Origin of the sequence: Pseudomonas resinovorans NBRC 106553, assembly GCF_000412695.1 — a bacterium.
GTDB lineage: Bacteria > Pseudomonadota > Gammaproteobacteria > Pseudomonadales > Pseudomonadaceae > Metapseudomonas > Metapseudomonas resinovorans_A.
The window spans coordinates 5,591,240-5,618,031 of sequence record NC_021499.1 but is presented as its reverse complement, the minus strand read 5'-3'; the positions used below and the strand labels follow the sequence as shown (position 1 = coordinate 5,618,031).

The 26,792-nt window shown below is 67.3% G+C and carries 26 protein-coding genes, 1 tRNA gene and 1 pseudogene; 14 read left to right on the top strand and 14 right to left on the bottom strand.

What is annotated here, in order from left to right; all coding sequences use genetic code 11:
• Window positions 1-75: 75 nt before the first annotated feature.
• The gene (locus tag PCA10_RS25305; RefSeq protein ID WP_016494934.1) at window positions 76-2,007 is read left to right on the top strand and encodes a methyl-accepting chemotaxis protein; all 1,932 of its coding nucleotides are present in this window, start codon (window positions 76-78) and stop codon (window positions 2,005-2,007) included.
• An 89-nt stretch (window positions 2,008-2,096) separates the two neighbouring features.
• On the opposite strand, the gene PCA10_RS25300 is transcribed toward PCA10_RS25305, so the two are convergent.
• Both PCA10_RS25300 and PCA10_RS25295 read right to left on the bottom strand, forming a co-directional pair.
• Window positions 2,097-3,224 (bottom strand): GGDEF domain-containing protein, encoded by a 1,128-nt coding sequence (locus PCA10_RS25300; protein ID WP_016494933.1) that lies wholly within the window; start codon window positions 3,222-3,224, stop codon window positions 2,097-2,099.
• An 84-nt stretch (window positions 3,225-3,308) separates the two neighbouring features.
• A complete protein-coding gene (locus tag PCA10_RS25295) occupies window positions 3,309-3,761 on the bottom strand; it encodes a DMT family transporter (RefSeq protein WP_016494932.1) in 453 nt (150 codons plus the stop codon).
• Between the two features lie 320 nt (window positions 3,762-4,081).
• Between PCA10_RS25295 and fdnG the strand changes: the two genes are divergently transcribed.
• From fdnG to PCA10_RS25245, 9 genes are all read left to right on the top strand, one after another.
• Window positions 4,082-7,156 (top strand): formate dehydrogenase-N subunit alpha, encoded by a 3,075-nt coding sequence (gene fdnG / locus PCA10_RS25285; protein ID WP_016494931.1) that lies wholly within the window; start codon window positions 4,082-4,084, stop codon window positions 7,154-7,156.
• A gap of 11 nt (window positions 7,157-7,167) precedes the next feature.
• On the top strand, window positions 7,168-8,094 hold the full coding sequence (fdxH, locus tag PCA10_RS25280) for a formate dehydrogenase subunit beta (RefSeq protein ID WP_016494930.1): 927 nt from the start codon (window positions 7,168-7,170) through the stop codon (window positions 8,092-8,094).
• A gap of 68 nt (window positions 8,095-8,162) precedes the next feature.
• Window positions 8,163-8,795, top strand: coding sequence for a formate dehydrogenase subunit gamma (locus PCA10_RS25275; RefSeq protein ID WP_016494929.1), 633 nt, complete (start codon window positions 8,163-8,165; stop codon window positions 8,793-8,795).
• Between the two features lie 96 nt (window positions 8,796-8,891).
• Window positions 8,892-9,818 (top strand): formate dehydrogenase accessory protein FdhE, encoded by a 927-nt coding sequence (gene fdhE, locus PCA10_RS25270; RefSeq protein ID WP_016494928.1) that lies wholly within the window; start codon window positions 8,892-8,894, stop codon window positions 9,816-9,818.
• A 47-nt stretch (window positions 9,819-9,865) separates the two neighbouring features.
• Window positions 9,866-11,272 (top strand): L-seryl-tRNA(Sec) selenium transferase, encoded by a 1,407-nt coding sequence (gene selA / locus PCA10_RS25265; RefSeq protein ID WP_016494927.1) that lies wholly within the window; start codon window positions 9,866-9,868, stop codon window positions 11,270-11,272.
• Complete coding sequence (gene selB / locus PCA10_RS25260; protein WP_016494926.1) at window positions 11,269-13,182, top strand: selenocysteine-specific translation elongation factor; 1,914 nt, start codon at window positions 11,269-11,271, stop codon at window positions 13,180-13,182. Before selA ends, selB begins: the two co-directional genes overlap by 4 nt.
• Window positions 13,183-13,193: 11 nt before the next feature.
• Window positions 13,194-13,289, top strand: a tRNA-Sec gene (locus PCA10_RS25255).
• 238 nt (window positions 13,290-13,527) lie between these two features.
• Window positions 13,528-13,893: a hypothetical protein gene (locus PCA10_RS25250; protein WP_016494925.1), complete on the top strand. Its 366-nt coding sequence runs from the start codon at window positions 13,528-13,530 to the stop codon at window positions 13,891-13,893.
• A 503-nt stretch (window positions 13,894-14,396) separates the two neighbouring features.
• Window positions 14,397-14,684, top strand: a complete 288-nt coding sequence (locus PCA10_RS25245; RefSeq protein ID WP_016494924.1) for a hypothetical protein — start codon at window positions 14,397-14,399, stop codon at window positions 14,682-14,684.
• Between the two features lie 105 nt (window positions 14,685-14,789).
• Here PCA10_RS25245 and PCA10_RS25240 read toward each other — a convergent pair whose 3' ends face one another.
• The 8 genes from PCA10_RS25240 to PCA10_RS25205 form a co-directional block, all read right to left on the bottom strand.
• On the bottom strand, window positions 14,790-15,257 hold the full coding sequence (locus PCA10_RS25240; protein WP_016494923.1) for an aminoacyl-tRNA deacylase: 468 nt from the start codon (window positions 15,255-15,257) through the stop codon (window positions 14,790-14,792).
• Between the two features lie 162 nt (window positions 15,258-15,419).
• On the bottom strand, window positions 15,420-15,932 hold the full coding sequence (locus tag PCA10_RS25235) for a GNAT family N-acetyltransferase (protein ID WP_016494922.1): 513 nt from the start codon (window positions 15,930-15,932) through the stop codon (window positions 15,420-15,422).
• Window positions 15,929-16,414 carry a GNAT family N-acetyltransferase gene (locus PCA10_RS25230; protein WP_016494921.1) on the bottom strand — a complete coding sequence of 162 codons (486 nt, stop codon included), beginning with the start codon at window positions 16,412-16,414 and terminating at the stop codon, window positions 15,929-15,931. Before PCA10_RS25230 ends, PCA10_RS25235 begins: the two co-directional genes overlap by 4 nt.
• 7 nt (window positions 16,415-16,421) lie before the next feature.
• Window positions 16,422-16,979 (bottom strand): DUF4136 domain-containing protein, encoded by a 558-nt coding sequence (locus tag PCA10_RS25225; protein WP_016494920.1) that lies wholly within the window; start codon window positions 16,977-16,979, stop codon window positions 16,422-16,424.
• An 84-nt stretch (window positions 16,980-17,063) separates the two neighbouring features.
• Window positions 17,064-17,663, bottom strand: coding sequence for a DUF4136 domain-containing protein (locus PCA10_RS25220; protein ID WP_016494919.1), 600 nt, complete (start codon window positions 17,661-17,663; stop codon window positions 17,064-17,066).
• 11 nt (window positions 17,664-17,674) lie between these two features.
• Window positions 17,675-18,424, bottom strand: a complete 750-nt coding sequence (locus PCA10_RS25215; protein ID WP_016494918.1) for a methyltransferase domain-containing protein — start codon at window positions 18,422-18,424, stop codon at window positions 17,675-17,677.
• Window positions 18,421-18,723, bottom strand: a complete 303-nt coding sequence (locus tag PCA10_RS25210; protein ID WP_016494917.1) for a MazG-like family protein — start codon at window positions 18,721-18,723, stop codon at window positions 18,421-18,423. Before PCA10_RS25210 ends, PCA10_RS25215 begins: the two co-directional genes overlap by 4 nt.
• 53 nt (window positions 18,724-18,776) lie before the next feature.
• On the bottom strand, window positions 18,777-19,631 hold the full coding sequence (locus PCA10_RS25205; RefSeq protein WP_016494916.1) for a MaoC family dehydratase: 855 nt from the start codon (window positions 19,629-19,631) through the stop codon (window positions 18,777-18,779).
• A gap of 247 nt (window positions 19,632-19,878) precedes the next feature.
• On the opposite strand from PCA10_RS25205, the pseudogene PCA10_RS25200 reads away from it, so the two are divergent.
• Window positions 19,879-20,244: pseudogene (locus PCA10_RS25200) on the top strand (helix-turn-helix domain-containing protein); the annotation flags it as partial.
• Window positions 20,245-20,259: 15 nt separating this feature from the next.
• On the opposite strand, the gene PCA10_RS25195 reads toward PCA10_RS25200, so the two are convergent.
• Window positions 20,260-21,615 carry a 3-oxoacyl-ACP reductase gene (locus PCA10_RS25195; RefSeq protein ID WP_016494914.1) on the bottom strand — a complete coding sequence of 452 codons (1,356 nt, stop codon included), beginning with the start codon at window positions 21,613-21,615 and terminating at the stop codon, window positions 20,260-20,262.
• Window positions 21,616-21,780: 165 nt separating this feature from the next.
• Between PCA10_RS25195 and PCA10_RS25190 the strand changes: the two genes are divergently transcribed.
• Window positions 21,781-23,058, top strand: coding sequence for an acetyl-CoA C-acetyltransferase (locus PCA10_RS25190; protein ID WP_016494913.1), 1,278 nt, complete (start codon window positions 21,781-21,783; stop codon window positions 23,056-23,058).
• Window positions 23,059-23,281: 223 nt separating this feature from the next.
• Here PCA10_RS25190 and PCA10_RS25185 read toward each other — a convergent pair whose 3' ends face one another.
• From PCA10_RS25185 to PCA10_RS25175, 3 genes are all read right to left on the bottom strand, one after another.
• Window positions 23,282-23,617: a hypothetical protein gene (locus PCA10_RS25185; protein WP_016494912.1), complete on the bottom strand. Its 336-nt coding sequence runs from the start codon at window positions 23,615-23,617 to the stop codon at window positions 23,282-23,284.
• Between the two features lie 226 nt (window positions 23,618-23,843).
• On the bottom strand, window positions 23,844-24,128 hold the full coding sequence (locus tag PCA10_RS25180; RefSeq protein WP_016494911.1) for a DUF2218 domain-containing protein: 285 nt from the start codon (window positions 24,126-24,128) through the stop codon (window positions 23,844-23,846).
• A gap of 11 nt (window positions 24,129-24,139) precedes the next feature.
• Window positions 24,140-24,781 carry an NAD(P)-dependent oxidoreductase gene (locus PCA10_RS25175; protein WP_016494910.1) on the bottom strand — a complete coding sequence of 214 codons (642 nt, stop codon included), beginning with the start codon at window positions 24,779-24,781 and terminating at the stop codon, window positions 24,140-24,142.
• 101 nt (window positions 24,782-24,882) lie between these two features.
• On the opposite strand from PCA10_RS25175, the gene PCA10_RS25170 reads away from it, so the two are divergent.
• Window positions 24,883-25,776: a LysR family transcriptional regulator gene (locus PCA10_RS25170; protein ID WP_016494909.1), complete on the top strand. Its 894-nt coding sequence runs from the start codon at window positions 24,883-24,885 to the stop codon at window positions 25,774-25,776.
• A 72-nt stretch (window positions 25,777-25,848) separates the two neighbouring features.
• The gene (locus PCA10_RS25165) at window positions 25,849-26,742 is read left to right on the top strand and encodes a PA4780 family RIO1-like protein kinase (RefSeq protein ID WP_016494908.1); all 894 of its coding nucleotides are present in this window, start codon (window positions 25,849-25,851) and stop codon (window positions 26,740-26,742) included.
• The last annotated feature ends 50 nt before the right edge of the window (window positions 26,743-26,792 follow it).

The window sequence follows — 26,792 nt, the reverse complement described above, 5'->3', positions numbered from 1 at the left end:
GAAATCTGTCGATTGGTTTGTATACAATTTCCCGCCCCGTCTCGCCCCTAACAAGTATTCCAAGGAGACCACTCCATGCGCCTCTGGCAACGCAGTATTCAGTGGCAGCTGATCTTCAGCATGGGCGCGGCGCTACTCGCCGGCATCCTCATCGTCGTCGGCATCTACTCGGTGCTGATGAACCGTCTGACCGAACGCTTCCTCCTGGATGAAGCCCTGCCGGCCAGGGTACAAGCCATAGGCAACGCCCTGGAACGCACGCTGGCGGCACCCATCACCGCCAACGCCGGCATCGCCCAGAACGCCCTGGTGCAGGACTGGCTGGCTGACGGCGAGGACCCGGCCCGCGCCGAGGCCTTCTCCCGCTACCTGGAAGGGGTGCGCGCCCAGCAGAGTGCCACCACCACCTCCATCGCCGTGCTCGACAGCGGCCACTACTTCACCGGCAATGGCCTGGCGCGGACCATCGAGCGCAGCCAGCCGGAAAACCAGTGGTTCTACAAGCTGGTGGACAGCGATCGCAACCGGGTGCTGGAGATCGACATCGACAAGGGCACCCGCCTGCCCACCCTGTTCATCAACCAGCGCATCGTTCGCGACGGCCGCACCCTGGGTGTATCCGGCCTGGGCTACAGCCTGCAGGCCATGTCCGAGATGATCCGCGACTTCCGCTTCGGCGAGCGTGGCCGGGTGTTCCTGATGGACGCCGAGGGCAACGTCAAGGTCCACCCCGATGCCGCCCTCAACGGCAGCGCCCGCCTGGGCGACGTGTTCGGCGCCGGCGCGGCGGCCGAGCTGCTGGCCAGCCCTGGCAAGGCGATCCGCTTCAGCCGCGATGGCGAGGACTACCTGGCCCTGGCCAGGCCCCTGGAAAGCCTCGGCTGGCAGCTGGTCAGCGAAGTGCCGGAGGCGGAAATCTACGCCGAGGCGCGCAAGGCCATGTGGACCAGCAGCCTGGCCGGTTTCGCGGTGCTCGGCTTCTGCCTGCTGCTGGTGGTGGTGCTGGCCCGTGGGCTGGTGCGGCCGATCCATCAGGTCACCGCCGCCCTGGTGGAGATCGGTGGCGGTGGCGGCGACCTGACCCGGCGCCTGGATGAATCCCGCGCCGACGAACTGGGCGACCTGGCCCGGGGCTTCAACCGCTTCCTGGAGAGCCAGCGCAGCCTGATCGGCGAAGTGCTGGACACCAGCCAGCGTCTCCACGGCGTGGTCGGCCAGGTGGCCCAGGTGGTCGACAACACCGCCAGCCGCGCCGGCCAGCAGCAGGAAATGACCGACATGGTGGCCACCGCCGTGCACGAGATGGGGCTCACCGTGCAGGAGATCGCCCGCAACGCCGGCGCCGCCGCCCAGGCCTCGCAGCAGGCGCGCGACGAGTCCCTGCAGGCGCGCCAGGTGGTGGGCCAGTCGGTGGGGCACATCGAGAAGATGTCCAGCGAGATCGGCGTGGCCGCCTCGGCGGTGAGCGAGCTGGCCAGCCAGGTCGCCTCCATCGACCAGGTGCTGGCGGTGATCCGTGGCATCTCCGAACAGACCAACCTGCTGGCGCTGAACGCCGCCATCGAAGCCGCCCGCGCCGGTGAGATGGGCCGTGGCTTCGCCGTGGTGGCCGACGAGGTACGGACCCTGGCCAGCCGCACCCAATCCTCCACCGACGAAATCCAGCAGATGATCCAGCGCCTCAAGCACGGCGCCGATACCGCGGTGAACTCCATGCATGCCGGCCAGGCCGCCACCGGCACCGGGGTCGAGGCCAGCCAGCGCACCGGGACGTCCTTGGGCGCCATCACCGATCAGGTCGAGCGCATCAGCGACATGAACCACCAGGTGGCGGCGGCTACCGAGGAACAGTCGTCCGTGACCGAGGAAATCAACCGCAACGTGCAAGGCATCGCCGACCTGGCCCACGCCACCGCCAGCGAGGTGCGTGACTGCCGCGAGGAATGCCGGACCCTCAGCCGCCTGGCCGGTGACCTGGCGCAGCAGGTGGGCAAGTTCAGGTTGTGAGGGGGCTGCGATAAGAACGTGTCAGGGAGAGGGGTAGGGCGATTTCACGTTTGAAATCGCTCCTACAGGGCCTGGAGTCTCCGACGAACTCAGCCCTGGGCCAGCTCCAGTCTGTCGCGGCCCTTGGCCTTGGCGCGGTAGAGCGCATCGTCCACGCGCTTGAAGAAGGTCTCGGCACTGCCCTGGTCGCCCTCGGCGAAGCACCCCAAGCCCAGGCTGGCGGTGATCGGCAGATGCTGGTCCCCCAGCAGGAAGCCGCGATTGGCCAGGTCTTCGCGGAACTGCTCGGCGAGCTGGCGAGCCTGTTCCATGCCGGTGTCCGGCATCAGCACACCGAACTCCTCGCCTCCCAGCCGCAGCAGGGCATCGCTGTCGCGACGGAAGAACTCGCGCATGCGCTCGCCGAAGGCCCGCAGGCAGGCGTCGCCGGTGCTGTGGCCGTGCTCGTCGTTGATTCGCTTGAAGAAGTCGATGTCCATCAGCAGCAGCGACAGCTCGCTGCCGTGGCGCTGGGCGCTGGCGCACATGGCCGGGAACAGGTTGTTGAACTGGTAGCGGTTGCCCAGCAGGGTCAGCCCGTCGGTACGGCTCAGGGTGTCCATGCGTTGACGCTGCTCCAGCAACTGCAGCTCCAGGGCGATCATGTTGGCGTATTCGCGGTGGCTGCGGTTGAGCGCCAGCAGCAGGTAGCTGAGGTAGAAGACCAGGGTGACCAGCTCGGCGCGGGAGCCGCCTTCACTCAGCGCCAGGGCCGCCAGCCCCGGCACGTAGAGCAGCAGGATGGCCAGCACGGCGCGGCGTCGGCGCATGGCGAAGTTGAAGGCCATGGCGGTGCCGAAGCCCACCGTGGCCAGGGTGGCGATCAGCCGCGCGGGCTCGAAACCGTCCGCCAGCAGCACCCAGGCATGGGTCATGCCCCAGCAGAAGGACGACAGCAGGATGATGCCCCAGTGGCGGTCCAGCCAGCGCTGCAGCTCGGCTTCGCTGTCGGGTTCGGGCGGGCGGTGCAACAGGCGCGCGGCCAGCAGCAGGGTGAACAGGGCGCCGCCGGCCAGCCCCAGCGTCAGGTGCGCCATGGGGGCTGCGCTGAACAACCAGCAGAGCAGCCAGGCCAGTAGGTAGTAGAAGCCGCCGAGTCGCGTGCGTGTCCGGGTGTCCTGCACTTCGCGCCAGAGGCTGAAACACTCCGGCGTATGAGGGAGATCGGCGTTGGTCATCTTTTGTGATCACAAATACAGCGGCGACGGGCAGAGCTTAGCCGTTCTGTATCAGCAATGACATTAGATTGATATCGCCGCCGTTCATCCCCGACGAATGAGCCAGACGCCACCGATGATCAGCGCCAGGCCAGCCAGCTTACCGGCGCTGATGGGCGCCTCGCGGTAACCGGCCCAGCCGAAGTGATCCAGCATCAGCGCCATGCTCAGTTGCCCGGCCAGCACCAGCACCATGAACAGCAGCGCGCCGATGCGCGGGCCGGCGAAGGCGGCGGTGGCGATGAACACGGCACCCAGCAGGCCACCGCACCACTGCCACCAGCTCACGCCCTTGAGCGCGTCGAAGGTCGGCAGTTCGCGCTGCATCAGCACCACCATGAGCAGGGCCAGGGTCCCCACCACGAAGGACACCAGGGCCGCGCTCATGACGCTGGAGAGTTGTTTGGCCAACTGGCCGTTGATGCCGGCCTGCAGGGGCAGGAAGGCGCCGGCGACGAAGGGCAGGGCGAGCAGCCACCAGACCTGAGGCTGAGGCATGGCGATCTCCGGAAAATCAGGGGGCGCGTAGTATGCCCGAGGCGGCCCCGGGTGAGTGTGCGTATGACGATGTGAGCCAGCTCGTAGGCAGATGCTCTGGGTTATGTGGAACTCGCCGAGTTACCCGAAGATAAGGCCTGGCAGGTTCCAGGATTTCGGTGCGAGATTTGACAGAGCGTTCATTCGCGAGGGCCGGCTCCACGCGGTAGGAAAGGCCCTGCACGGGGCCGGCAATCTGGCATTACCCTCGATTCTGACTACCCTCTTAAAGGATATGCCCGGCCGAGTACCGGGCGGCTTGCCTGATAAGGGAGAACACGATGGACATGAACCGTCGACAGTTCTTCAAGGTCTGTGCCGTGGGCCTTGGAGGATCGAGCCTGGCGGCTCTGGGAGTAGCGCCCCCAGAAGCTTTCGCCGACCAGGTACGCCATTTCAGATTGGCGCGCACCATCGAGACACGTAATACCTGCCCCTACTGCTCGGTCGGCTGCGGCCTGATCATGCACAGCCAGGGGGATGCGGCGAAGAACGTCGCGCAGAACATCATTCACATCGAGGGCGACGCCGACCACCCGGTGAATCGCGGCACCCTCTGTCCGAAGGGCGCGGGCCTGCTGGACTTCGTCCACAGCCCCAGCCGCCTCAAGTACCCCGAGGTCCGCGAGCCCGGCTCCAACGAGTGGAAGCGTGTCGGCTGGGACGAGGCGCTGGACCGCATCGCCACGCTGATGAAGGCCGACCGCGACGCCAACTTCATCGAGAAGAACGACCAGGGCCAGACCGTGAACCGCTGGCTGACCACGGGCTTCCTCGCCGCATCGGCTTCCTCCAACGAAGCGGGCTACATCACCCACAAGGTGGTGCGTTCCCTGGGCATGCTGGGGTTCGATAACCAAGCACGTGTCTGACATGGCCCGACGGTGGCAGGTCTTGCCCCGACGTTTGGCCGTGGAGCCATGACCAACCACTGGACCGACATCAAGAATGCCGATCTGGTGCTGATCATGGGTGGCAACGCTGCCGAAGCCCACCCCTGTGGCTTCAAATGGGTAACCGAAGCCAAGGCGCATAACAACGCCCGGTTGATCGTGGTCGATCCGCGCTTCACCCGTTCGGCCTCGGTGGCCGACTACTACGCGCCGATCCGCACCGGTACCGACATCGCCTTCCTCGGCGGCCTGATCAACCACCTGATCAGCCACGATCGGATCCAGCACGAGTATGTGCGCAACTACACCGACGCGTCCTTCATCGTGAACGAGGGCTTCAGCTTCGAGGACGGCCTGTTCAACGGCTACGACGAGGCCAAGCGCGCCTATACCGACAAGGCCAGCTGGAGCTACGCCAAGGGCGAGGACGGCTTCGTGCGCAGCGACCCCACGCTGCAGGACCCGCGTTGCGTGTTCCAGCTGATGAAGCAGCACTACAGCCGCTACACGCCGGACCTGGTGAGCAGCATCTGCGGCACGCCCAAGGCGCAGCTGGATCAGGTCTGGGGCCTGGTGGCGGAAACCTCCGACCCGCGCAAGACCATGACCGTCATGTATGCCCTGGGCTGGACCCAGCACTCGGTGGGCTCGCAGATGATCCGCACCGGCGCCATGGTGCAGCTGCTGCTGGGCAACATCGGCATGCCCGGCGGCGGCATGAACGCCCTGCGCGGCCACTCCAACATCCAGGGCCTGACCGACCTCGGCCTGCTCTCCAACTCCCTGCCGGGCTACCTCACCCTGGCCAGCGACGCCGAGCAGGACTACGCCGCCTACATCGACAAGCGCACCAGCAAGCCGGTGCGGCCGGGGCAGCTTTCCTACTGGCAGAACTATCCCAAGTTCCACGTCAGCCTGATGAAGTCCTGGTTCGGCAAGGCGGCCACCGTCGAGAACAACTGGTGCTACGACTGGCTGCCCAAGCTCGACGTGCCGGCCTACGACGTGCTTCGCTACTTCGACATGATGCACCAGGGCAAGGTCAACGGTTACTTCTGCCAGGGCTTCAACCCCATCGCCTCGTTCCCCAACAAGGCCAAGGTGGTCGCCAGCCTCGGCAAGCTGAAGTTCCTGGTGGTCATGGACCCGCTGGCCACCGAGACCTCGGAGTTCTGGCGCAACGCCGGCGAGTTCAACGACGTCGACACCGCCAGCATCCAGACCACGGTGTTCCGCCTGCCCACCAGCTGCTTCGCCGAGGAGGACGGCTCGCTGGTCAACAGCGGACGCTGGCTGCAATGGCACTGGAAGGGCGCCGAGCCGCCCGGCCAGGCGCGTACCGACATCGCCATCATGGGCGGGCTGCTGCATCGCCTGCGCGCGGCCTATACCAAGGACGGCGGTGCCTTCCCCGACCCGATCCTGGGCCTGGACTGGAACTACCTGCGTCCCGACGAACCGGGCCCCGACGAGATCGCCCGCGAGTTCAACGGCCGCGCCCTGGCCGACCTCAACGACCCGGCCAGCGGCGCGTTGCTGCTCAAGGCCGGCGAGCAGTTGCCGGGCTTCGCGGTGTTGCGTGACGACGGCAGCACCGCCAGCGGCTGCTGGATCTTCGCCGGTAGCTGGACCGCCGCCGGCAACCAGATGGCCCGCCGCGACAACGCCGACCCCCATGCCATGGGCCAGACCCTGGGCTGGGCTTGGGCTTGGCCGGCCAACCGGCGCATCCTCTACAACCGCGCGTCCGCCGACCTCGCCGGCAAACCCTGGAACCCGGAGAAGAAGCGCCTGGTGTGGTGGAACGGCAAGGCCTGGGGCGGCACGGATGTGCCCGACTTCAAGGCCGACTCCCCGCCCGAGGCCGGAATGAGCCCCTTCATCATGAACCCCGAGGGTGTGGCGCGTTTCTTCGCCCTCGACAAGATGAACGAAGGCCCCTTCCCCGAGCACTACGAACCCTTCGAGACCCCCATCGGGCGCAACCCCCTGCACCCGGAGCACGCCAAGGTCACCAACAATCCGGCGGCGCGGATATTCAAGGGCGACTGGGAAATGCTCGGCAAGGCCGACGAGTTCCCCTATGCGGCCACCACCTACCGCCTCACCGAGCATTTCCACTTCTGGACCAAGCACTGCAAGTTGAACGCCATCACCCAGCCCGAGCAGTTCGTCGAGATCAGCGAAGTGCTCGCCAACGAGCTGGGCATCGTCGCCGGCGAGCGGGTCAAGGTCTCCTCCAACCGCGGCTACATCAAGGCGGTGGCGGTGGTGACCAAGCGTCTCAAGCCCCTGACGGTGGACGGCAAGACCGTGCACCAGGTCGGCATCCCACTGCACTGGGGCTTCTCTGGCCTCGCGCGCAACGGCTACCTGACCAACACCTTGACCCCCTTCGTCGGCGATGGAAACACGCAGACCCCGGAGTTCAAGTCGTTCCTGGTCAAAGTGGAAAAGGCATAAGGAGCTGAGCCATGGCATCGCAAGACATCATCGCCCGCTCCGCCACCACCACGCCCATGCCCTCCGTGCGCCAGATGGACGACGTGGCCAAGCTGATCGACGTCTCCAAGTGCATCGGCTGCAAGGCCTGCCAGGTGGCCTGTTCGGAGTGGAACGAGCTTCGCGACGAGGTGGGCCACAACCACGGCGTCTACGACAACCCCATGGACCTCACGGCCGAGTCCTGGACCGTGATGCGCTTCACCGAGTACGAGAGCGACGCCGGCAACCTCGAATGGCTGATCCGCAAGGACGGCTGCATGCACTGCGCCGAGCCGGGCTGCCTCGCGGCCTGCCCGAGCCCTGGCGCCATCGTCAAGTACGCCAACGGCATCGTCGACTTCAACCAGGACAAGTGCATCGGCTGCGGTTACTGCATCACCGGCTGCCCCTTCAACATCCCGCGCATCTCGCAGAAGGACCACAAGGCCTACAAGTGCAGCCTGTGCTCCGACCGCGTGTCGGTGGGGCTGGAGCCGGCCTGCGTGAAGACCTGCCCCACCGGCGCCATCGTCTTCGGCAGCAAGGAGGACATGAAGGAACACGCCGCCGAACGCATCGTCGACCTCAAGTCCCGTGGCTTCGAGAACGCCGGCCTCTACGACCCGCAGGGCGTTGGCGGCACCCACGTCATGTACGTGCTGCACCACGCCGACCGGCCCTCGCTCTACGCCGGCCTGCCGGACGATCCGGGCATCAGCCCCATGGTCAGCCTGTGGAAGGGCGTGACCAAGCCCCTGGCGTTGCTGGGTATGGGGCTGGTGGCGCTGTTCGGCTTCTTCCACTACGTACGGGTCGGCCCGAACCGGGTGGAGGAGGACGAGGCGCCGCAGGGCGATGCGACGGTGCACAAGGTCGATCCATCGGTACGGGAATTCGACCCGAAATCACCGAGTTGAGATGAACGCCCCCTCTCCCCTTGGGAGAGGGCTGGGGTGAGGGAATTCCACCCCACCAGGAGCCAGACATGAACAAAGACATCGAACGCTACACCCCCTCCGAGCGCAGCAATCACTGGGCGGTGGCCATCCTGTTCTTCCTGGCCGGGCTCTCCGGCCTGGCGCTGTTCCACCCCTCGCTGTTCTGGCTCAGCAACTTCTTCGGGGGCGGGCCCTGGACGCGCATCCTCCACCCCTTCCTCGGCGTGGCCATGTTCATCTTCTTCATCTGGCTGGCCATGCGCTTCGCCCATCACAACCGCTGGGAGAAGGCCGACGGCCAATGGCTGAAGCAGTGGAAGGACGTGGTCAACAACCGCGAGGACAAGCTGCCGGAAGTCGGCCGCTACAACGCCGGGCAGAAGATCCTCTTCTGGGTGCTGCTGCTCTGCATGCTGGTGCTGCTGGCCACCGGCGTGGTGATCTGGCGGCAGTACTTCAGCCACCTCTTCGGCATCGAGCTGATCCGCATCTCCGCCTTGCTGCATGCCTTCGCCGCCTGGGTGCTGATCTGCAGCATCATCGTCCACATCTACGCCGGCATCTGGATCAAGGGCTCCATCAGCGCCATGCTCCACGGCTGGGTCAGCCGCGCCTGGGCACGCAAGCACCACGGCGCCTGGTACAAGGAAGTCAGCAAGGAGGAGGGCGGCAAGCACTGAACTGCTGCCGGGGACCGTTTGTGTAGGGGCGAATTCATTCGCCAAGGGCGTCCCTGCCGCCCAATGTCCTGTTCCATCACCAACAAGGAGTCCTGCGTGTCAGGCCAGATACTCGAACCCGGCCAGATAGAGGCCGCCGCCAATATCCCGCCCTTCCTCCACCTGCCCGGACACGACCTGTTCAGCGTGCGCGCCGCCCGCCTGCGCCGCCTCGCCGCCGGCCATCCGTTGGCCGGCTACCTGCTGCTGGTGGCCGCCCTCTGCGATGCCCAGCAAGCGGTGCTGGACAACCCGCCCGCGCTACCCGGCCCGGCTCCCGAAGCGCTGGCCCGCAGCCGCGAACACGGCATGCCGCCGTTCGCCTTCGAGGCCCTGGTGCGTGCCGATGGCTGGCTGGCGGTTCTCGATGCGTTACTGGCCCGCTTCCAGGCGCCCAATCCCGAGGTGGCCCAGGCCATCAGCCAGTTGCGAGAAGCCGATGCCGGGCAACGCAAGACCTGGGGCGTGGGCCTGCTCAGTGGCCAGTACGACCTGATCCCGCCGGCCCTGGCGCCCTTCGTCGGCGCCGCCCTGCAAGTGGCGTTCAGTCATTGGCTGCTGAGCCTGCCGGACGGCTTCCTGGTGGAAAGCGAAGCCACGGCTCTCTGCCCGGCCTGCGGTTCGCCGCCCGTGAGCGGGATGATCCGCCATCGCGGCAAGCACAATGGCTTGCGCTACCTCGCCTGCTCCCTGTGCTCCTGCGAATGGCACTTCGTGCGCCTCAAGTGCAGCCACTGCCAGGAGAGCAAGCACCTGGCCCACCTCTCCCTCGAACGCGAGGGCGTGAGCGGAGAACAGGCACCCATCCGCGCCGAGGCCTGCCCCAACTGCCAGGGCTACCTCAAGCAGTGCTACCTGGAGTTCGACCCCGACGCCGAAGCCCAGGCCGACGACCTGGCCAGCCTCGACCTCGACCTGTGCCTGGCGGACGAAGGCTACCTGCGTCGTGCGCCCAACCTGTTGCTCGCCCCCGGAACCGACTAAGCGCCTAGACTCAACCACGGACCCGAACGCCTTGCTAAGGAATGCCCATGTCGGCCGCTCGCCTGCCTTCCGTTGACCGCCTGCTGCGCAGCCCGGCCTGCACCCCCCTGCAACAGCGCTATGGCCGCGAGGCCCTGTTGAAAACCCTGCGCGACCTGCTCGATGAGCTGCGCGAGCCCGCGCGCCAGGGCCAGCTCGCCGCCGTGGAACTGACCGACGCCGTGCTCGCCGGCCGCGCTGGCGAACGCCTCGCCGCCTGGCACTCGAGCCGCGTGCGCCGGGTGTTCAACCTCACCGGCACCGTGCTGCACACCAACCTCGGCCGCGCCCTGCTGCCGGATGAAGCCATCGAGGCCATCACCCTCGCCGCGCGCTACCCGCTCAACCTCGAATTCGACCTCGCCAGCGGCAAGCGCGGCGACCGCGATGACCTCATCACCGGCCTGATCCGCGAACTCACCGGCGCCGAGGCGGTGACCGTGGTCAACAACAACGCGGCCGCCGTGTTGCTGGCGCTGAACAGCCTCGGAGCACGCAAGGAAGGGGTGATTTCCCGGGGCGAACTGATCGAGATCGGCGGCGCCTTCCGCATTCCCGACATCATGGCCCGCGCCGGCGTGAAACTGGTGGAGGTGGGCACCACCAACCGTACCCACGCCAAGGATTACCACGCCGCCATCGGCCCCCGCTCGGGCCTCCTGATGCGCGTGCACACCAGCAACTACAGCGTGCAGGGGTTCACCGCCAGCGTGCCCACCGCCGAGCTGGCGGCCATCGCCCACGAACACGGCCTGCCACTGCTGGAAGACCTCGGCAGCGGCACCCTGGTCGACCTCACCCGCTGGGGCCTGCCCAAGGAACCCACCGTGCAGGAAGCCCTGCGCGATGGCGCCGACATCGTCACCTTCAGCGGCGACAAACTGCTGGGCGGCCCCCAGGCCGGGCTGATCCTCGGCAGCAAGGAACTGATCGGGCGGATCAAGAAGAATCCCCTCAAGCGCGCCTTGCGGGTGGACAAGCTGACCCTGGCCGCGCTGGAGGCCGTGCTCGGCCTCTACCGCGACCCCGAGCGCCTGGCCGAACGCCTCACCACCCTGCGCCTGCTCAGCCGCCCGCAGGTGGAAATCCGTGCCCAGGCCGAACGCCTCGCGCCCTTGCTCGCCGCGCGGCTTGGCGCCGCCTGGCAGGTCAGCGCCGAGGTGGCGTTGGGCATGATCGGCAGCGGCGCCCAGCCGGTGGCGCGGCTGCCCAGCGCCGCCCTCTGCCTGCGCCCGCAACAACCCAAGCGCCTGCGCGGTCGCGCCCTGCGCCAACTGGAAGAGAACCTGCGGACCCTGCCCATCCCGGTGATCGGCCGCCTCGACGACGACGCCCTGTGGCTAGACCTGCGCCAACTCGACGATGAGCCGGCCTTCCTCGCCCAACTGCCGCACCTGCACGGGGAGGTCGAGTGATAGTCGGCACCGCCGGGCACATCGACCACGGCAAGACCGCGCTGCTGAAAGCCCTCACCGGCCAGGAGGGCGACCGCCGCCCGGCCGAGCGCGAACGCGGCATCACCATCGACCTCGGCTATCTCCACGCCGACCTGGGCGATGGCCAGCCCACCGCCTTCATCGACGTGCCCGGCCACGAACGCTTCGTCCACAACATGCTGGCCGGCGCCTGCGGCATCGACCTGTTGCTGCTGGTGGTGGCCGCCGACGACGGCGTGATGCCGCAGACCCGCGAGCACCTGGCCATCGCCGAGCTGCTGGGCATCCGCCGCGCCCTGGTGGCCCTGACCAAGATCGGCCGCGTGGAGGCCAGGCGCGTCGAGCGGGCCCGCTCGGAAGTCCAGGCGCTGCTGGCCCCCGGCCCTCTGGCCGGCGCAGAGTTCTTCCCGGTGGATAGCTTGAGCGGCACGGGCATCGACGCCCTGCGCCAGGCCCTGCTGGCGGAAGCCGCGCTCGTTAAGGGGCGCGGTAGCGATGGCCATTTCCGTCTGCCCATCGACCGCGCCTTCAGCGTCTCCGGCGCCGGCCTGGTGGTCACCGGCACCGCCTTCGCCGGGCGGGTGAGGGTAGGGGACGAACTGGTACTCGCGCCGTCCGGGCGCGTGGTGCGGGTGCGTGGCCTGCACGCCCGCAACCAGCAGGTCGCGGACGCCGAGGCCGGCCAGCGGGTGGCGCTGAATATCAGTGGTGAGCGCCTGGCCCTGGAACAGATTCACCGGGGCGACTGGCTCCTGGCCCCGGCCCTGTTGGCGCCTACCACACGCCTGGATATCGACCTGCACCTGCTCCCGGGCGAGCGCCACGATCTTGCCCACTGGACCTCGGTGCACGTCCACCTGGGCGCCCAGGACGTCACCGGCCGTGTGGCCCTGCTGGAAGCCGGCAGCCTAGCCCCCGGCCACCACGCCGTCGCCCAGCTGTTGCTGAATGCCCCCGTTCACGCCGTGCATGGCGACCGACTGGTGCTGCGCGACCAGTCCGCCCAGCGAACCCTCGGCGGCGGCCGCGTGCTCGACCCCTTCGCCCCGGCGCGCAACCGCCGCACACCGGCGCGCCTGGCCCAACTCGAAGCCCTGCGCGGCGACGGCCTGGAGACGGCCCTGCCGACCCTGCTCGGCGCCGCCCACAACGGCCTCGACCCGCAACGCCTGGAGCGCCAGTTCAACCGCCCGCGAGATGGCTGGGCGTTACCCGCCGGTGTCGTGGAAGTCTCCACTCGCCTAGGCCCGCGCCTGTTCGCCGAGGACCGCTGGCACGCCCTGGAGCAGCAGTTGCTGGACGGCCTCGCACGCTTCCACGGCGAACTCCCCGACGAGCTCGGCCCCGACCGCGACCGCCTGCGGCGCTACGCCCTGCCCGAACTGGAACGCTCGGTATTCATCGCCCAGCTGGAACGGCAACTCGCCAGCGGCGCCGTGCAGGCCAGCGGCCCCTGGCTGCACCTGCCCGACCACCGCGTGCAACTGAACGAAGCGGAAGAAGCCCTGCGCCAACGCATCTGGCCTCTACTCGACGCCGGCCAGTTCGACCCGCCCTGGGTCCGCGATCTCAGCAAGGAACTGAACGTGGAGGAGAGCGCCATGCGCCTGCTGCAACGCAAACTCGCCCGCCTCGGCCTGCTGCACCAGGTGGTGAAGGACCTGTTCTACCCGGATGCGACCATCCGCCAACTGGCTACACTGGCGCGACAGCTGCAGGATGAGCATGGCAGCATCAAGGCCGCCCACTGGCGCGACCGCCTCGCCATCGGCCGCAAACGCAGCATCCAGCTACTGGAATACCTCGACCGCATCGGCTTCACCCGCCGCATCGGCGACCTACGCAAGATCAGGGAAGACTCCGCGCTGGCCCAAGCGCCCACCCCCTGATCACCTGTTATGGAAGGCAAGCACGCCCGGTGGCGTGGCCGGGCTTCAAACCCGGTGGGGGACGGCAGCCGTTCCTGGGTGGGTTCGACTCCCACTGCCTTCCGCCATTTCTCCCCACACTCGTAATGCCCCCAAAACTTGGGCCGTCCCGTCATCACCGCCAACCACTCGGTTCGGAGGCAACGCTTCCCGCCAGTTCAGTGCCTATAGTGGAAAGATTGTCATTGCAGCGGCGTTTTTCGGCGCGGGAGGCGAGCGATGAAGGCAGCGATAGGCCTGGCGTTGGTCATGGTGGTAGCGGGACTTCAAGGATGTACGACACCGCCGGCCGATACGGAGAACCAGTTGCTCAATATCAACCTGGAGCCCACCCAACGGAATGCGGGGCGGATCGGGCGGGCGACCTTTGCGCCGCGCGGGGATCAGACTAGCGTTTCCATGCTGGTCAGCGGCGTGCCGCCCAGTGTGACGCGGCCGGTCCGCCTGCTGGCCTTCATCTACCCGGGGACCTGCGCCGAGCCCGGAGGCGCGCCGGCCTATGAGCTGAACCGTACGGCGACCACCTTCCGCAATTTCGACGGCGACGTCTGGCGGCTGTCACGGAACGCGCCTGTCGCGCTCTCGAAGTTGAAGGCGGGTGAGTATTCCCTGGTGCTGCGGACGACGCCGGCCAATGGTGGGTTCGATATTTTCTGTGGGGATATCCGCTAGTAGCCGATTGGATTGTTTGCTTAAACTCTGGAAGCCGGGAGTGCAATAGCGGCGTACAGTACGTTCGGATCTTTGATCTACTGCACTCATACAAATTCGTTTCTGTATTTTGTTTGCAGTTGGCATGGTCGCTGACTGTGTTTCTGTTTACTTCGATTATCCTGATTGCCCGGTTCCATAGTTGCTCGGGCGGGGTCGCCGGAACCGACCCGGATGCCCGGCGGACGAGTGGTGCGTCGGGGAGAGACCGGGCACTGAGTAGGCTGGGCAGGCGGTCTGATTTAGACAGACGGTCGTTCCAGTCATCACCCAGACACTTGCCGCCCCCACATTTGCTGCGCACTATGCGCAACAGTTTTCCGGCAGTTGCTTTAATAAATGTAAGCAGTCGGACAAATTGGCAGTTTCACTGCCAATGAAGTTCAGTCGGCACGAGCAGTACAGCACCAACAAAAGCACCTCTCAGAGGGTGTATGTACGATCGACCAATCCCTGGAGTTTATATGAGCATCCGAATTGCAGTGGGCAGCGCGCTGATCCTTATGGCGAGCGTCTCCTTTGCCGCCGGCCCTGCGGCAAAGTCCAAGCCGGGCAGCGACAACTACTTCCTGAACTGGCAGGAGCGCAACGGCGCAATCGCCCTGGACACGGTCTGCAGCAAGAACCAGAAGGGCTCCTCGCAGTTCCAGAACTGCCAGAAGCACGCCCAGGTGGTTTTCCGCAACTCCTGCACGCGCTCCAAGGACCCGGCGAGCAAGTGGTGTGTTGCCCAGGCCGAGTACAAGCCCTGATCGAATCGATCCATCGCGGGCCGCTGATCGGCGGCCCGGTGTCCGGCTTTCCGCCCAATGAAAAGGCCCCTGTCCAGGGGCCTTTTTCGTTGCTGTACCTACCGCCTATTCGCTGAACCTTCCGCTCTTGGCGTCCGGCATCAGGGCCATGTATTGCGTGCCGCTCATGTGCACCAGTTCGTCATGGCGACCGGACTCGACATAGATGTCCGGTTGCTCACTGAGGGACTGGTCCACCAGGGTATCGAGGCCGAAGAGATTGCCCACGGCGGGGATGGCGCCGGTCTCGCAGTTGGCGAAGCGCTTGCCGAAGTCCTGCTCGCGCACCAGGCGCCAGTGGCGGTGGGTGAGCTTGTGGAGTTTTTCCAGGTCGACATGGCGCGAGGCGGGCACCACGGCCATCAACCAGTGGCCCTGGAAGTCGTCGAGTATCACCGGCTTGGCCATCTGCTGCGGCGGCACGCCGGCGCGGCGGGCGGCTTCGCGGGTGGTCATGGAGGCGGCGTGGTTGAGCACGTCGAAGCGGGTCTTGTGCTGCATCAGGCTGCTTTGCAGTTGGGTGATCATGGTCATGGGGCACCTCCTGCCAGGCGTCGGCTCGTTGCTCCCGGTGAGCCGACGTTACCGGTACTGAGGAGGAGCCTCCCGCTCCCCGCTTGGCGTCGGACTTGGCCGCTGCCCTGTGGATAAGTGTAGTGAAGGGAGCGGTCGCCGGGCCGCCAGGCGCCGACCGGTTCAGGCGAGGTCGCGGCGCATGGCGACGCGGTTGCGCAGGCCCGCTCGCTGTTCGGCGGCGAGGTGCTCGCGCAGGCGCACGTCGCAGTCCTCCGCTGGCAGCACGCGATAGCCGAGGCGTTCGTAGAATGGACGGTTCCAGGGCACGGCGGCGAAGGTGGTCAACGTCAGGGCGACAAAGTCGAGTTGCGCCGCGTGGCTGGCGGCCCGCTCCAGCAGGGCGCGGCCGAGTCCACTGCCGCCGTGCTCGGGCAGCACGCTGACTTCGACGACGTGCAGCGCATCCCCGCAATCCTCCGCCATCAAAAAACCGGCCAGCTCGCCCGAGGGCGCCAGTGCGACCCACAGCAGCCCGGCGGCCAGGGCCTGTTGCAACGCGCCCTGACCCTGGGTGGCCCCGCGTTGTTTCGGCGGCAGGTCGTCGGCACTGAAGCGTTCGGCGGCGCGGGACTCGATGGCCGCCAGCAAGGGCAGGTCGTCCTGCCCAGCGTTGCGGATGGGCGAGGGGTTCATTCGCTGAGGGACTTGTCCATTTGCACCAGGGCCACGCGGCGACCGTCCCAGGACTGGCGTTCGACTATGGCGCGGGGTTGGTAGCCGAGGCGGGTGTAGAGCAGCAGGCCGCCGGCGTTGGCGTTGAAGCAGGACACCTTCATCAGCCTGGCCTTGTACTGCTCGCGGGCCATACGTTCCATGGCTTCGATCAGGTAGCCGGCCACGCCCTGGCCGCGGGCCCAGGGCGCGACCATCATGTTGCCCAGGGCGCAGTACTCGCCGTGCTGCCATTGGTAGAAGTTGGCGAAGCCGGCCACCTTGCCGTCCAGCAGGGCGACGCTGCTGCCACGGCGCTCGGCCATGGCGGCGGCGAGCTGGCCGACGGTCAGGGGCCAGTTGGCCTTGGGGTAGGCGAAGAAGAGTTCTTCCGCATCCTGGGGAAAGCGGACGACTTCATCGAGGTCTGCGGCGCTGGCGGGACGATATTGCAGTTCGGGCATGGAGGCCTCAGTGCGGGGGGAATTGGGCGATCACCTTGGCGACCGTTTCACGGATGGCGGCCTCGCGCTCGGCGGGGCTGGGCGGCGAGCTCTGCATGATCTGCTCGGCGCTGCCGCGCCAGACCATCTTGCCGTCCCGGGCGTCGAAGAGGTCCACCTGAATGGTGGCCACCCGGTAGTTGTAGATGCGGGTTTCGGTATAGGTCGGACCACCCCAGTAACCGCCCCAATAGCCACCCCAGTAGCCGCCGTAGTTGTAGCTGGATTCGCGCTGGCGCTCATCGACTATCAGCCAGGACTGCACCTTGAGGTCGGCCTTGTCGCTGCTGGCCGGGCGCAGGCCGCGCTGGTCCAGCTGCTGGCCGACGGCATCGCGGATACGTTGTTCGGTTAGGTCGCTCTTGATCCGTGGATCATCCGGGCGGTACTGCAGGCCGGGTTCCTTCCAGCTCCAGGTGCGGTAGGCGCTGAAGTCACGAGAGCTGTCGAAATCGCGGGTCACGTCATAGCTCTGGCAAGCGGCCAGGAACAGGGCTGTGAACAGGAGTAGCGTGCGGCGGATCATGATCGGATCTCCTCGGCCTAGACCCCTATCGAAGCGCAAGCCAGGGTGGCCGGCAAGGGCAATTTGGTGTCACCGCAAGAGACGTCAGTAGGGCGGGTAGTCGTCCAGCGCGGCGTTCAACGCATCCCGCAGTGCGTCCACGCCATCGGAGCGGCTGCCGCCCGCACTGGCTTCTCCGCTGCCACTCCAGACCGGCTGGTTGTCGCGGGCATCGAAGAACTCCAGGTACACCACCGCCACCTGTTCTTCGTAGGTGCGCACCAGGGGCACGGTGGCCCAGGCGCCGTACTGGTCGCGCCAGGGGCCGCTGCCGTAATAGGCGCCGCCGTAGTCGTCGTACTGCCGCAGGCGCCGTTCATAGCGCAGGCTGGCGCTGACCTTGAGGTCGGCCTGGTCGGGGCTGCGGGCCTGGCGCAGGCCGTGCTGGTCGAGGCCCGAGTTGACCAGGTCGGCCATCTCCTCGGGGCTCGCCCAGTTGTTGCCGGCCGGCAGCTGGCCGCCCTGCCAGGCCCAGCTGCGGTAGCGGCCGAAGTCGCGGGGCGCCGCCGGGTAGGCGCTGCGGTCGAAGGTGCTGGCCGCGCCCGGCGGGGCGGGCGGCAGCGGGCGGGATTCGGCCAGGTAGGGGTTGGGGCTCTGGCAGGCGCTGAGCAGCAGCAGGGCGGCAAGCAGGGCGGGCAATTTCATGGGGCCTCCATTCAGAGCGGCCGGCAGATCCAGTGCAGGTAACGGCCTAGTCCCTGGTAGCTGGGGTGACGGCGGTAGGCGAGTTCCATTTCCAGCAGGTCGACCAGCTCGGCCTTGGCCTGGAATTCCTGGGGCATGTAGTCGTGGAACACCCGCACGCCGCTCTGCGCTTCGACCTGCCAGTGGCCGGCGAGTTGCGCCGCCAGTTCACGCGGGTCCAGCGGCTGTTGCGGGGTCAGGCTCTGCCCCTCGCCAGCGAACTTGTGTTTGCGCAGCTTGCGGAAATGGCCCTTGAGCAGGTTGCGGTAGATCAGCGCGTCCTTGTTGTAGAAGGCCAGCGACAGCAGGCCGTCCTTGGCGGTGAGCTGGTGCAGCACCGGGAGAATGGCGTGCGGATCGGCCAGCCATTCCAGCACGGCGTGGCACAGCACCAGGTCGTAGGGCTCGGTGAGCTGGCCGAGCAGTTCCTGCCAGGATGCCTGGATGAAGGTGGCTTGGCGCCCGGCATCGGCGAAGCGCTGGCGTGCACCGATGAGCATGGGTTCGGCGGGTTCTGCGAGGGTCACCTGGTGGCCGCGTTCGGCCAGCCAGAGCGCCATGTGGCCGAGGCCGGCGCCCACATCCAGCACCCGCAGCGGGCGGTCGGGCAGGACTTCGGCGAGGTCGGCCTGCAGCACCGCGAGGCGGATGGCGCCCTTGGCGCCGCCGTAGATCTTCTCGGCGAAGCGCGTCGCCATTTCATCGAAGTGACGGTCGCTCATGTGAAGCGCCTTTCGCTGTCGGCGAGCTTGGCGCGCACCACGGCGTCCATGTCCAGGCCGAGTTCGGCGCAGAGCAGCAACAGGTAGAGGACGATGTCGCCGACTTCCTGCCCGGCGTGGGCGAGTTTTTCGGCGGGCAGCTGGCGCGACTGGTCTTCGCTCAGCCACTGGAAGATTTCCACCAGTTCGGCCATTTCAACGCTGGCGGCCATGGCCAGGTTCTTCGGGCTGTGGAATTGCCGCCAGTCGTTCTGGTCGCGGATCGCGTGCAGGCGGGCGGTGAGTTCGTCGAGGTTCATGGTGCTCTCCTTGAGCCGCCTATGGTCCCGCTGCCCGCGCGCCGGTGCAAGGGTCAGCCGAGCAGGCGCCAGCCGCCGACCATGTGCGGCGTGTCGTCCTTGCCGCGCAAGGCAAGCTGGCCTTCGGCGGCGGGGGCACTGGCCAGCAGTTCGACTTCGCCGGGCAGCAGTACCGGTTTCTGGAAGCGCACCATCACCTCGTAGCCGGCGACGGGCAGGCGGCCCTCCAGGGCGGCCAGGCAGCGAGCCTTGTTCCACAGGCCGTGGGCGATGGCACGGGGGAAGCCGAACAACTTGGCGCTCGGCGCCGACAGGTGAATGGGGTTGTAGTCGCCGGACACATGGGCATAGCGCCGTCCGATATCGGCGGGCGCCGGCCACTGGCCGAGCGGTTCCAGCGGCAGGCTCTGTTCGCTGGCGCGTGACGGTGGTTCGCCGGGCAGGCGCAGGCCGCGGAAGAGAATGCGGCTGTCGCCCTCCCAGACCAGGCCGAGCTGGTCTTCCAGGCGCGTGATCAGGCTGAAGGTGACGCCCTTTTCATGGGGTTGCAGGCCGTCCACCTGCACGCTGACGACGAAGGGCCCGAGGCCGCCCAGGGCGCGTAGCACGCGGATGCGGTTTTCCAGGTGCACCAGGCCCAGCAACGGGAAGGGAAAACGCGGGTCGGTGAGCAGGCGCATCTGCAGCGGGAAGGCGAGGATGTGCGGGTAGGTCGCCGGCAACAGCCCCTTGCCGCTGAAGCCGCAGAGGGCGCGGTAGCGCTCCAGGTTGCCGGGGTCGACGCTTGCCGGGCCGCGCACGCCGAGCTCGGGCAGGGTCTTGCCGCGCAGGCCACGGCGCACGGCGGCGCGGGCGAACAGGCCGGGGAGGGCCGGGGGTGAGGACAGCTCGAGCCAGTCGGTGGCCATGGGTGATCTCCTTGAGGCGCGTGGGGCTCAGCATAGCCAGTGGCGCCGGGGGCACATTGGCCGACCGTCCCTGGTGGGTGGCAGGGCTGTGAATTGCGGCCTTGAGCGGCGGAGAAAAAGCCGCATAAGATGATCACGCCTCGCAGACAATAAGAATTCTCAGAAAATGACGAGTGATCTGACCGACGATGTGACGCTGTTACACCCGGTGATCGATGCCCTGCGCACCCGCGAGACCGACTCGGACGAGACCAACGCTCGCCGCCGGTTGGTCGAAGGCGAACGCCTGGAGCTGGTGCGCCAGGTTCGCGCGCTGATTGGCGAGTTGCTGGTGGATGGTGGCGCCACCCTGGAGCAGGTGGCCGCGCGGCTGAACATGCCGGCCCGCCGTCTGCGCGAACGCCTGGGCGTGGCCGGCGTGCGCTTCAACGACCTGGTGACCGACTACCGTTGCCGACTGGCCAAGGAACTCCTGCTGGACACCGATGAGCGCATCGACGTGATCGTGGAGCGCACCGGTTTTTCCGAGCCGAGCACCTTCTACCGGGCGTTCAAGCGCTGGGTGGGGGAAACGCCGGTGGAGTTCCGGCGCAAGGGCCGGCGGGACGCGTAGGAACGCGTTCCGGCGCTACGCCCCCAACAGGCTCTGCCCGCACACCCTGAGCACCTGCCCGGTGACCGCGCCGGAGCCCGGCTGGGCGAACCAGGCCACGGCTTCGGCCACATCCTGGGGCAGGCCGCCCTGGCCCATGGAGTTCATCCGCCGCCCGGCTTCGCGGAGGGTGAAGGGAATGGCGGCGGTCATCTGGGTTTCGATGAAGCCCGGCGCCACGGCGTTGATGCTGATGCCGCGCTGGCCCAGGGTCGGCGCCCAGTGCTGCGCCAGGCCGATCACCCCGGCCTTGCTCGCCGCATAGTTGGTCTGGCCGAGGTTGCCGGCGATACCGCTGATGGAGGCGATCAGCACCACGCGGCCATTGTCGTGCAGCTTGCCGCCGTCCAGCAGGGCCTGGGTCAGCACCTGTGGCGCCCGCAGGTTGACGTTGATCACCGCGTTCCAGAACTCGTCGCTCATCTTGGCCAGGGTCTTGTCGCGGGTGATGCCGGCGTTGTGCACCAGGATATCCACGCCGTCCGGCAGGGCCTCCAGCAAGCGCTCCCCGGCGTCGTCGCTGGTTATATCGATGGTCACGCCACGGCCGCCCAGGCGCGCGGCCAGGCCGTCGAGGGCGTCCTGGGCCTGGGGCACGTCCAGCAGCACCACCTCGGCACCGTCACGGGCCAGGGTTTCCGCGATGGCGGCACCGATGCCCCGGGACGCGCCGGTAACCAGGGCGCGCTTGCCGGCCAGCGGTCGGGTCCAGTCACGGACCTTCTCGGCGCAGGCGGCCAGGCGCAGTACCTGGCCCGAGACGTAGGCGCTCTTGGGCGAGAGCAGGAAGCGCAGCACGCCTTCCAGCTGGTCTTCGGCGCCTTCGCCGACATACACCAGCTGCACATTGCCGCCCCGGCGGATTTCCTTGCCCAGGGAGCGGGTGAACCCCTCCAGGGAGCGCTGTACGCTGGCGGCCACCAGGTCCCGGGTGGATTCCGGCGCGCGCGCCAGGACCACCACTTTCGGGCACCGGCCCAGGCCCTTGAGGGCGGGCTGGAAGAAGTCGCGCAGCTCGATCAACTGCTCGAAACGGGTCAGCTGGCTGGCGTCGAAGACCAGCGCCTTGAGCTTCGGTCCGCCCTCGGCCGTCCAGCGCGGCAGGCCGAAGCGGCCTTCCTCGACGACGAAGTTCTGGTCGGTGAGCTTGTTCAGCACGGCACTGGCGGCCTCGGCCAGTTCGCCCTGGCCGCCCAGCAGCAAGGCGCCTTCCACCGGCCGCGTACGGCCTGCCATCCAGCGCTCCAGGCGCAGCGGCGCCGGCAGGCCGAGGGCGCCCACCAGGCGCCGGCCAGTGTTGGAGTTGGCGAAGGCGAGGTAACGGTCGTTCATGGGATAGCGCTCCTGCTGGTCAATCGAAAGTGGGCACACTCTACGCAGTCGCGGGCTGCGCGCAATCGACCGCGCTGGCCCGTCCGCCGTCGAAGCGGCCAATCCAGACGTCTAGTCTTGTATCCGACACTGCAACCTGCCAATCCTCACCTGCAAGGAGTCACCATGACCCAGCCTCGCCGGGTCGCCATCGTCGGCGGCAACCGCATCCCCTTCGCCCGCTCCAACACCGTCTACGCCACGGCGAGCAACCAGGACATGCTTACCAGCGCGCTCGAAGGCCTGGTGGAGCGCTTCAACCTGCATGGCGTGCGGGTGGGGGAGTTCGCCGCTGGCGCGGTGCTCAAGCATTCCCGCGACTTCAACCTGGCCCGCGAGTGCGTGCTGGGCTCGCGGCTGGCGCCGGAAACCCCGGCCTACGATATCCAGCAAGCCTGCGGCACGGGGCTGGAGGCGGCCATCCTGGTGGCCAACAAGATTGCCCTGGGGCAGATCGAATGCGGCATCGCCGGTGGCGTGGACACCACCTCCGACGCGCCCATCGGGGTCAACGAGGGATTGCGCAAGATCCTCCTGGAGGCCAACCGCGCCAAGTCCACCGGGGACAAGATCAAGGCCCTGCTGCAGATACGTCCGCGTCACCTGGCACCGCACATCCCGCGCAACGGCGAGCCGCGCACCGGGATGTCCATGGGCGAACACTGCGAGCTGATGGCGCAGACCTGGGAGATCCCGCGCGATGCGCAGGACCAGCTCGCCATCGCCAGCCACCAGAAGCTGGCGGCGGCCTACGCCGAAGGCTGGCAGGACGATCTGCTAACGCCCTTCCGGGGGCTTACCCGCGACCAGAACCTGCGCCCGGACATCAGCGCCGACAAGCTGGCGAGCCTGAAGCCGGTCTTCGAGACGGGCCCACGGGGCACGCTCACGGCGGCCAACTCCACCCCGCTCACCGATGGCGCCTCGGTGGTGTTGCTGGCCAGCGAGGAATGGGCGAAAGCTCGCGGGTTGCCGGTGCTCGCCTACCTGCGCGATGGCGAAGCGGCGGCGGTGGACTTCGTCAGCGGCGAGGAGGGCCTGCTGATGGCGCCGGTCTACGCGGTGCCGCGCCTGCTGGCACGCAACAACCTGAAACTGCAGGACTTCGACTACTACGAGATCCACGAAGCCTTCGCCGCCCAGGTGCTCTGCACCCTCAAGGCCTGGGAAGACGCCGACTACTGCCGCACGCGCCTTGGCCTGGACGAACCCCTGGGGGACATCGACCGCTCGAAGATGAACGTCAAGGGCAGCTCGCTGGCCGCCGGCCACCCTTTCGCCGCCACCGGTGGGCGGATCGTCGCCAACCTCGCCAAGCTGCTTTCGGTGGCCGGTGAGGGGCGCGGGCTCATCTCCATCTGCGCCGCCGGTGGCCAAGGTGTGACCGCGATCCTGGAAAAGTAATCCAATACCGGTGACGGCAAGTCATCGCCGTCACGCGATGTAAGCAACTCCGTGATTTAGGGCGGCCCGCACTGTCGGGGCCGCCCTTTTTTTCGGCCCGGGGATGACCGCTGCGGTGCGTAGGATGGGTTGAGCGGAGCGATACCCATGCGGTCAGGGTTGATGGGTATCGCAAGCTCAACCCATCCTACGACTGATGCAAGCTCGCGAAACGCCACGGGCATCATCCATCCACCAGCACCCCGCCCCGCACGATCTTCACCCGCTGGTGCAGCTCCAGGCGCACCGGGTCGCGGCCGGTGATGCTCCAGCCCTTTTCCAGCAGCTTGTCCACATGCATGCGCATGGCGTGGTAGCTGCGTCGCTCGTTGGGCACGTCGCGGCGCTGCTTGAGCACCACCCACTGGCCGGCGACGTATTCGATCCAGGGCGTGGCCGAGGACTCCCGGCGGTCGTTCCCTGACAGCTCGCTTTGGAATGGGAAGGGGTCCGCGTCGTCGCTGAGAAGCGGCTCGCCCATGCCGGTTTCGGAATCAAACAGCCAACTGGAGTCGGTCATTCGAAAGAACCTCCCTATTGCACGATTACGTTCAGCACCTGCAGCCGTCCGGGCCTGCACCTGGGGTGTTTCACCGTTGCAACAGGACACGAGCAATGCCTGTGCCATGAGCGGGAAACCGCTCTGGTCCGGGGTTTCAGGGAGGGAATTGGGTGGGGCGTGGGCCAGGAGTGGGGAATGGGGCTCAGCTATTGGGGGCCAGCCCCGGGGGGGGGGGGGGGGGCGGTCAGGCGCTCCACTCGAGGTCCAGTTCTTCCTGCCAGGCCACCCGCACGAAGTGGCTGCCGACGATTTCCTTGAGGCGCTCCAGGCCTTCCGGCGTGGCGCTTTCCACGGCCAGGGTCAGGCCGTCGCCTTCGGCACGCAGCAGGCCGAGGCCCAGGTCGAATTCGATGCGGCCCTGTTGCTCGTCATGACTGACGGGCACCCGGTGGGCGAAGTGCTTGCACAGGCGATTGATGTAGCGTGCCGGGGTGGCGGTGACGACATGGGCGGTTGCGCTGAGGGTCATTGCGTTGCTCCTTAGTAGCCGACGGTGAAGCGTCGGCGAAGGTGTTGGGGTTGTTCCAGTTCGTCGACGATGGCCACGGCCAGGTCGGCCACGGAAATGTTCGCCGGGTGGTCACCGCTCATCAGCAGCTGGTCGCCGCCAATGCGGAAGCGGCCAGTGCGCGAGCCCGGCTCCAGTAAGGCGGGCGGGGAAATGAAACTCCAGTCCAGGCTGCTTTCTGCGCGGATCAGCTCCAGTGCCTGGCGAGCGCCTTCGGCACCTTCCTTGTACTCGGCGGGGAACTGCGGCGTGTCGATCAGTTGCAGCCCCGGCGCCACGTAGAGGCTGCCGGCACCGCCGACCATCAGCAGGCGCGCGACGCCGGCCTGCTTGGCGCCGGCGAAGATGGCCCGGGTGCCCTGGAGGAACAGCTCGCGGATGTTTGCCTCGCCCCAGCCGGGGTTGAAGGCGTGGACCACCGCGTCATGGCCGGCCACCGCCTGGGCAATGTCGGCGGCGTCGTAGGCGTCGCCCTGGCGGGCGGCAAGTTGGGGGTGCGGCTCGAGCTTTTCCGGGTGGCGGACGATGGCGGTTACCGCGTGGCCGCGTTGCAGCGCTTCGCCGAGGACGGCCGATCCGACGAATCCACTGGCGCCGATCAGGGCGATCTTCATGTGCATCTCCAGTCTGGGTTGCGAGGTGATGCATAATCGCTGCTGGATAATCATTGGAAAAAGTAGCCAAAGGCGCTTTCACAATTAAGCGGAGCTTACGAATGGAGCAGCTCAAGCGCATGGCGGTGTTCGCCACGGTGGTGGAGCGCGGCAGCATGGTGGCCGCGGCGCAGGTGCTGGGCATGACGGCCTCGGCGGTCAGCCAGCAGATCCGCAAGCTGGAGCAGGACACCCAGGTCAGTCTGTTGCACCGCACCACCCGCAAGCTGACGCTGACCGAGGCGGGAGCGGTGTTCTACAAGAGCTGCGCCCAGGTCCTGGAGCTGGCCCAGCAGGCCGAGCAGCGCCTGGCCGAGCTGCGCGACGCGCCGGTGGGCGAGTTGCGCATCGCCGCGCCAGTGGGCTTTTCCAACGGCATGCTCACCGAGGCCCTGGCGCCCCTGCTGGAGGCCCATCCCGGCCTGAGCCTGCAACTGTTCTTCCATGACGAGCCGGTGGACCTGGTGGAGCAGCGCATCGACCTGGCCATCCGCGTCGGCCGCCAGGAGGACTCCAGCCTGGTGGCGCGCCACCTCGCCGACTGGCCGGCGGTGCTCTGCTGCGCGCCGTCCTACCTGGCGCGCTGCGGGCCCATCAGCCTTCCTGAGCGGTTGCTGGAGCTGGACTGGATCAGCCTCAACGGCGAGCGCCAGCAATTCCACCAGACCTTCACCGGCCCCGGCGGCGAGCAGCAGCGCCTGCGGCTGGAAAGCCGGGTGGGCTGCAACAACATCCTCGCGGTGCGCAGCTTCACCCTGGCCGGGGTGGGGGTGTCCCTGCAGCCGGGGCCGGAAATTCGTGAAGAACTGGCCAGTGGTCGGCTGTTGGCGCTCCTGCCCGAATGGCAGCCGACGCCCCTCGGGCTCTACATCGTCACCCCGCGTCGCGACGCCTTGCCGGCCAAGGTACGCTATGCCATCGACACCTTGCGTCGCGGCCTGTCGCGTCGTGGATAGCCGCCGCTGCCCGCATGCCGTATAAAGTCGCCCATTGTTCCCCTCTCCTCGGATGCCGCCCGTCGCACTTGCATGAAGACCCCGAAACGCCTTGAGCCTCTGTTGGAAGATGGCCTGATCGATGAAGTCCTGCGCCCGCTCATGAGCGGCAAGGAAGCCGCCGTGTACGTGGTGCGTTGCGGCAGCGAGCTGCGCTGCGCCAAGGTCTACAAGGAGGCCAACAAGCGCGGCTTCCGCCAGGCGGCCGAGTACCAGGAGGGCCGCAAGGTGCGCAACAGCCGCGACGCCAGGGCCATGGCCAAGGGCTCGAAGTACGGCCGTCGCGAGCGCGAGGAGTCCTGGCAGAACGCCGAGGTGGCCGCGCTGTTCCACCTGGCAAGTGCCGGGGTGCGGGTGCCCAAACCCTACGACTTCCTCGATGGCGTATTGCTGATGGAGTTGGTCAGCGACGGTGCCGGCGACGCCGCGCCGCGCTTGAACGATGTCGACCTGACGCCCGAGGACGCCCGCGAATTCCACAGCTTCATGATCGGCGAGATCGTGAAGATGCTCTGCGCCGGCCTGGTCCATGGCGACCTGTCCGAGTTCAACGTGCTGCTCGATCCCTATGGCCCGGTGATCATCGACTTGCCCCAGGCGGTGGATGCCGCGGGCAACAACCACGCTTTCCGCATGCTGGAGCGTGATGTCGGCAACATGGCCGAATATTTCGGCCAGTTCGCCCCCGAGTTGAAGTACACCCGTTACGCCAAGGAAATGTGGGCGCTTTACGAGGACGGCAAGCTGACCCCGGAAACGCCGCTGACCGGCCATTTCGACGAGCCAGAAGACGCCGCCGACCTGGATGCCGTGATGCGCGAGATCAAGGCCGCCCTGGCCGACGAGGCCCGGCGCCAGGCCGCGCTCGCCGAGCAGGACGCGCCGCAAGTGCGGGAAGAGCCCACGCCGCCGTGGATGCGTGAGTGAGGCCGACTTGACCGGATCGGTTCGGCGCACGATCCTTATCTATCGTTTTT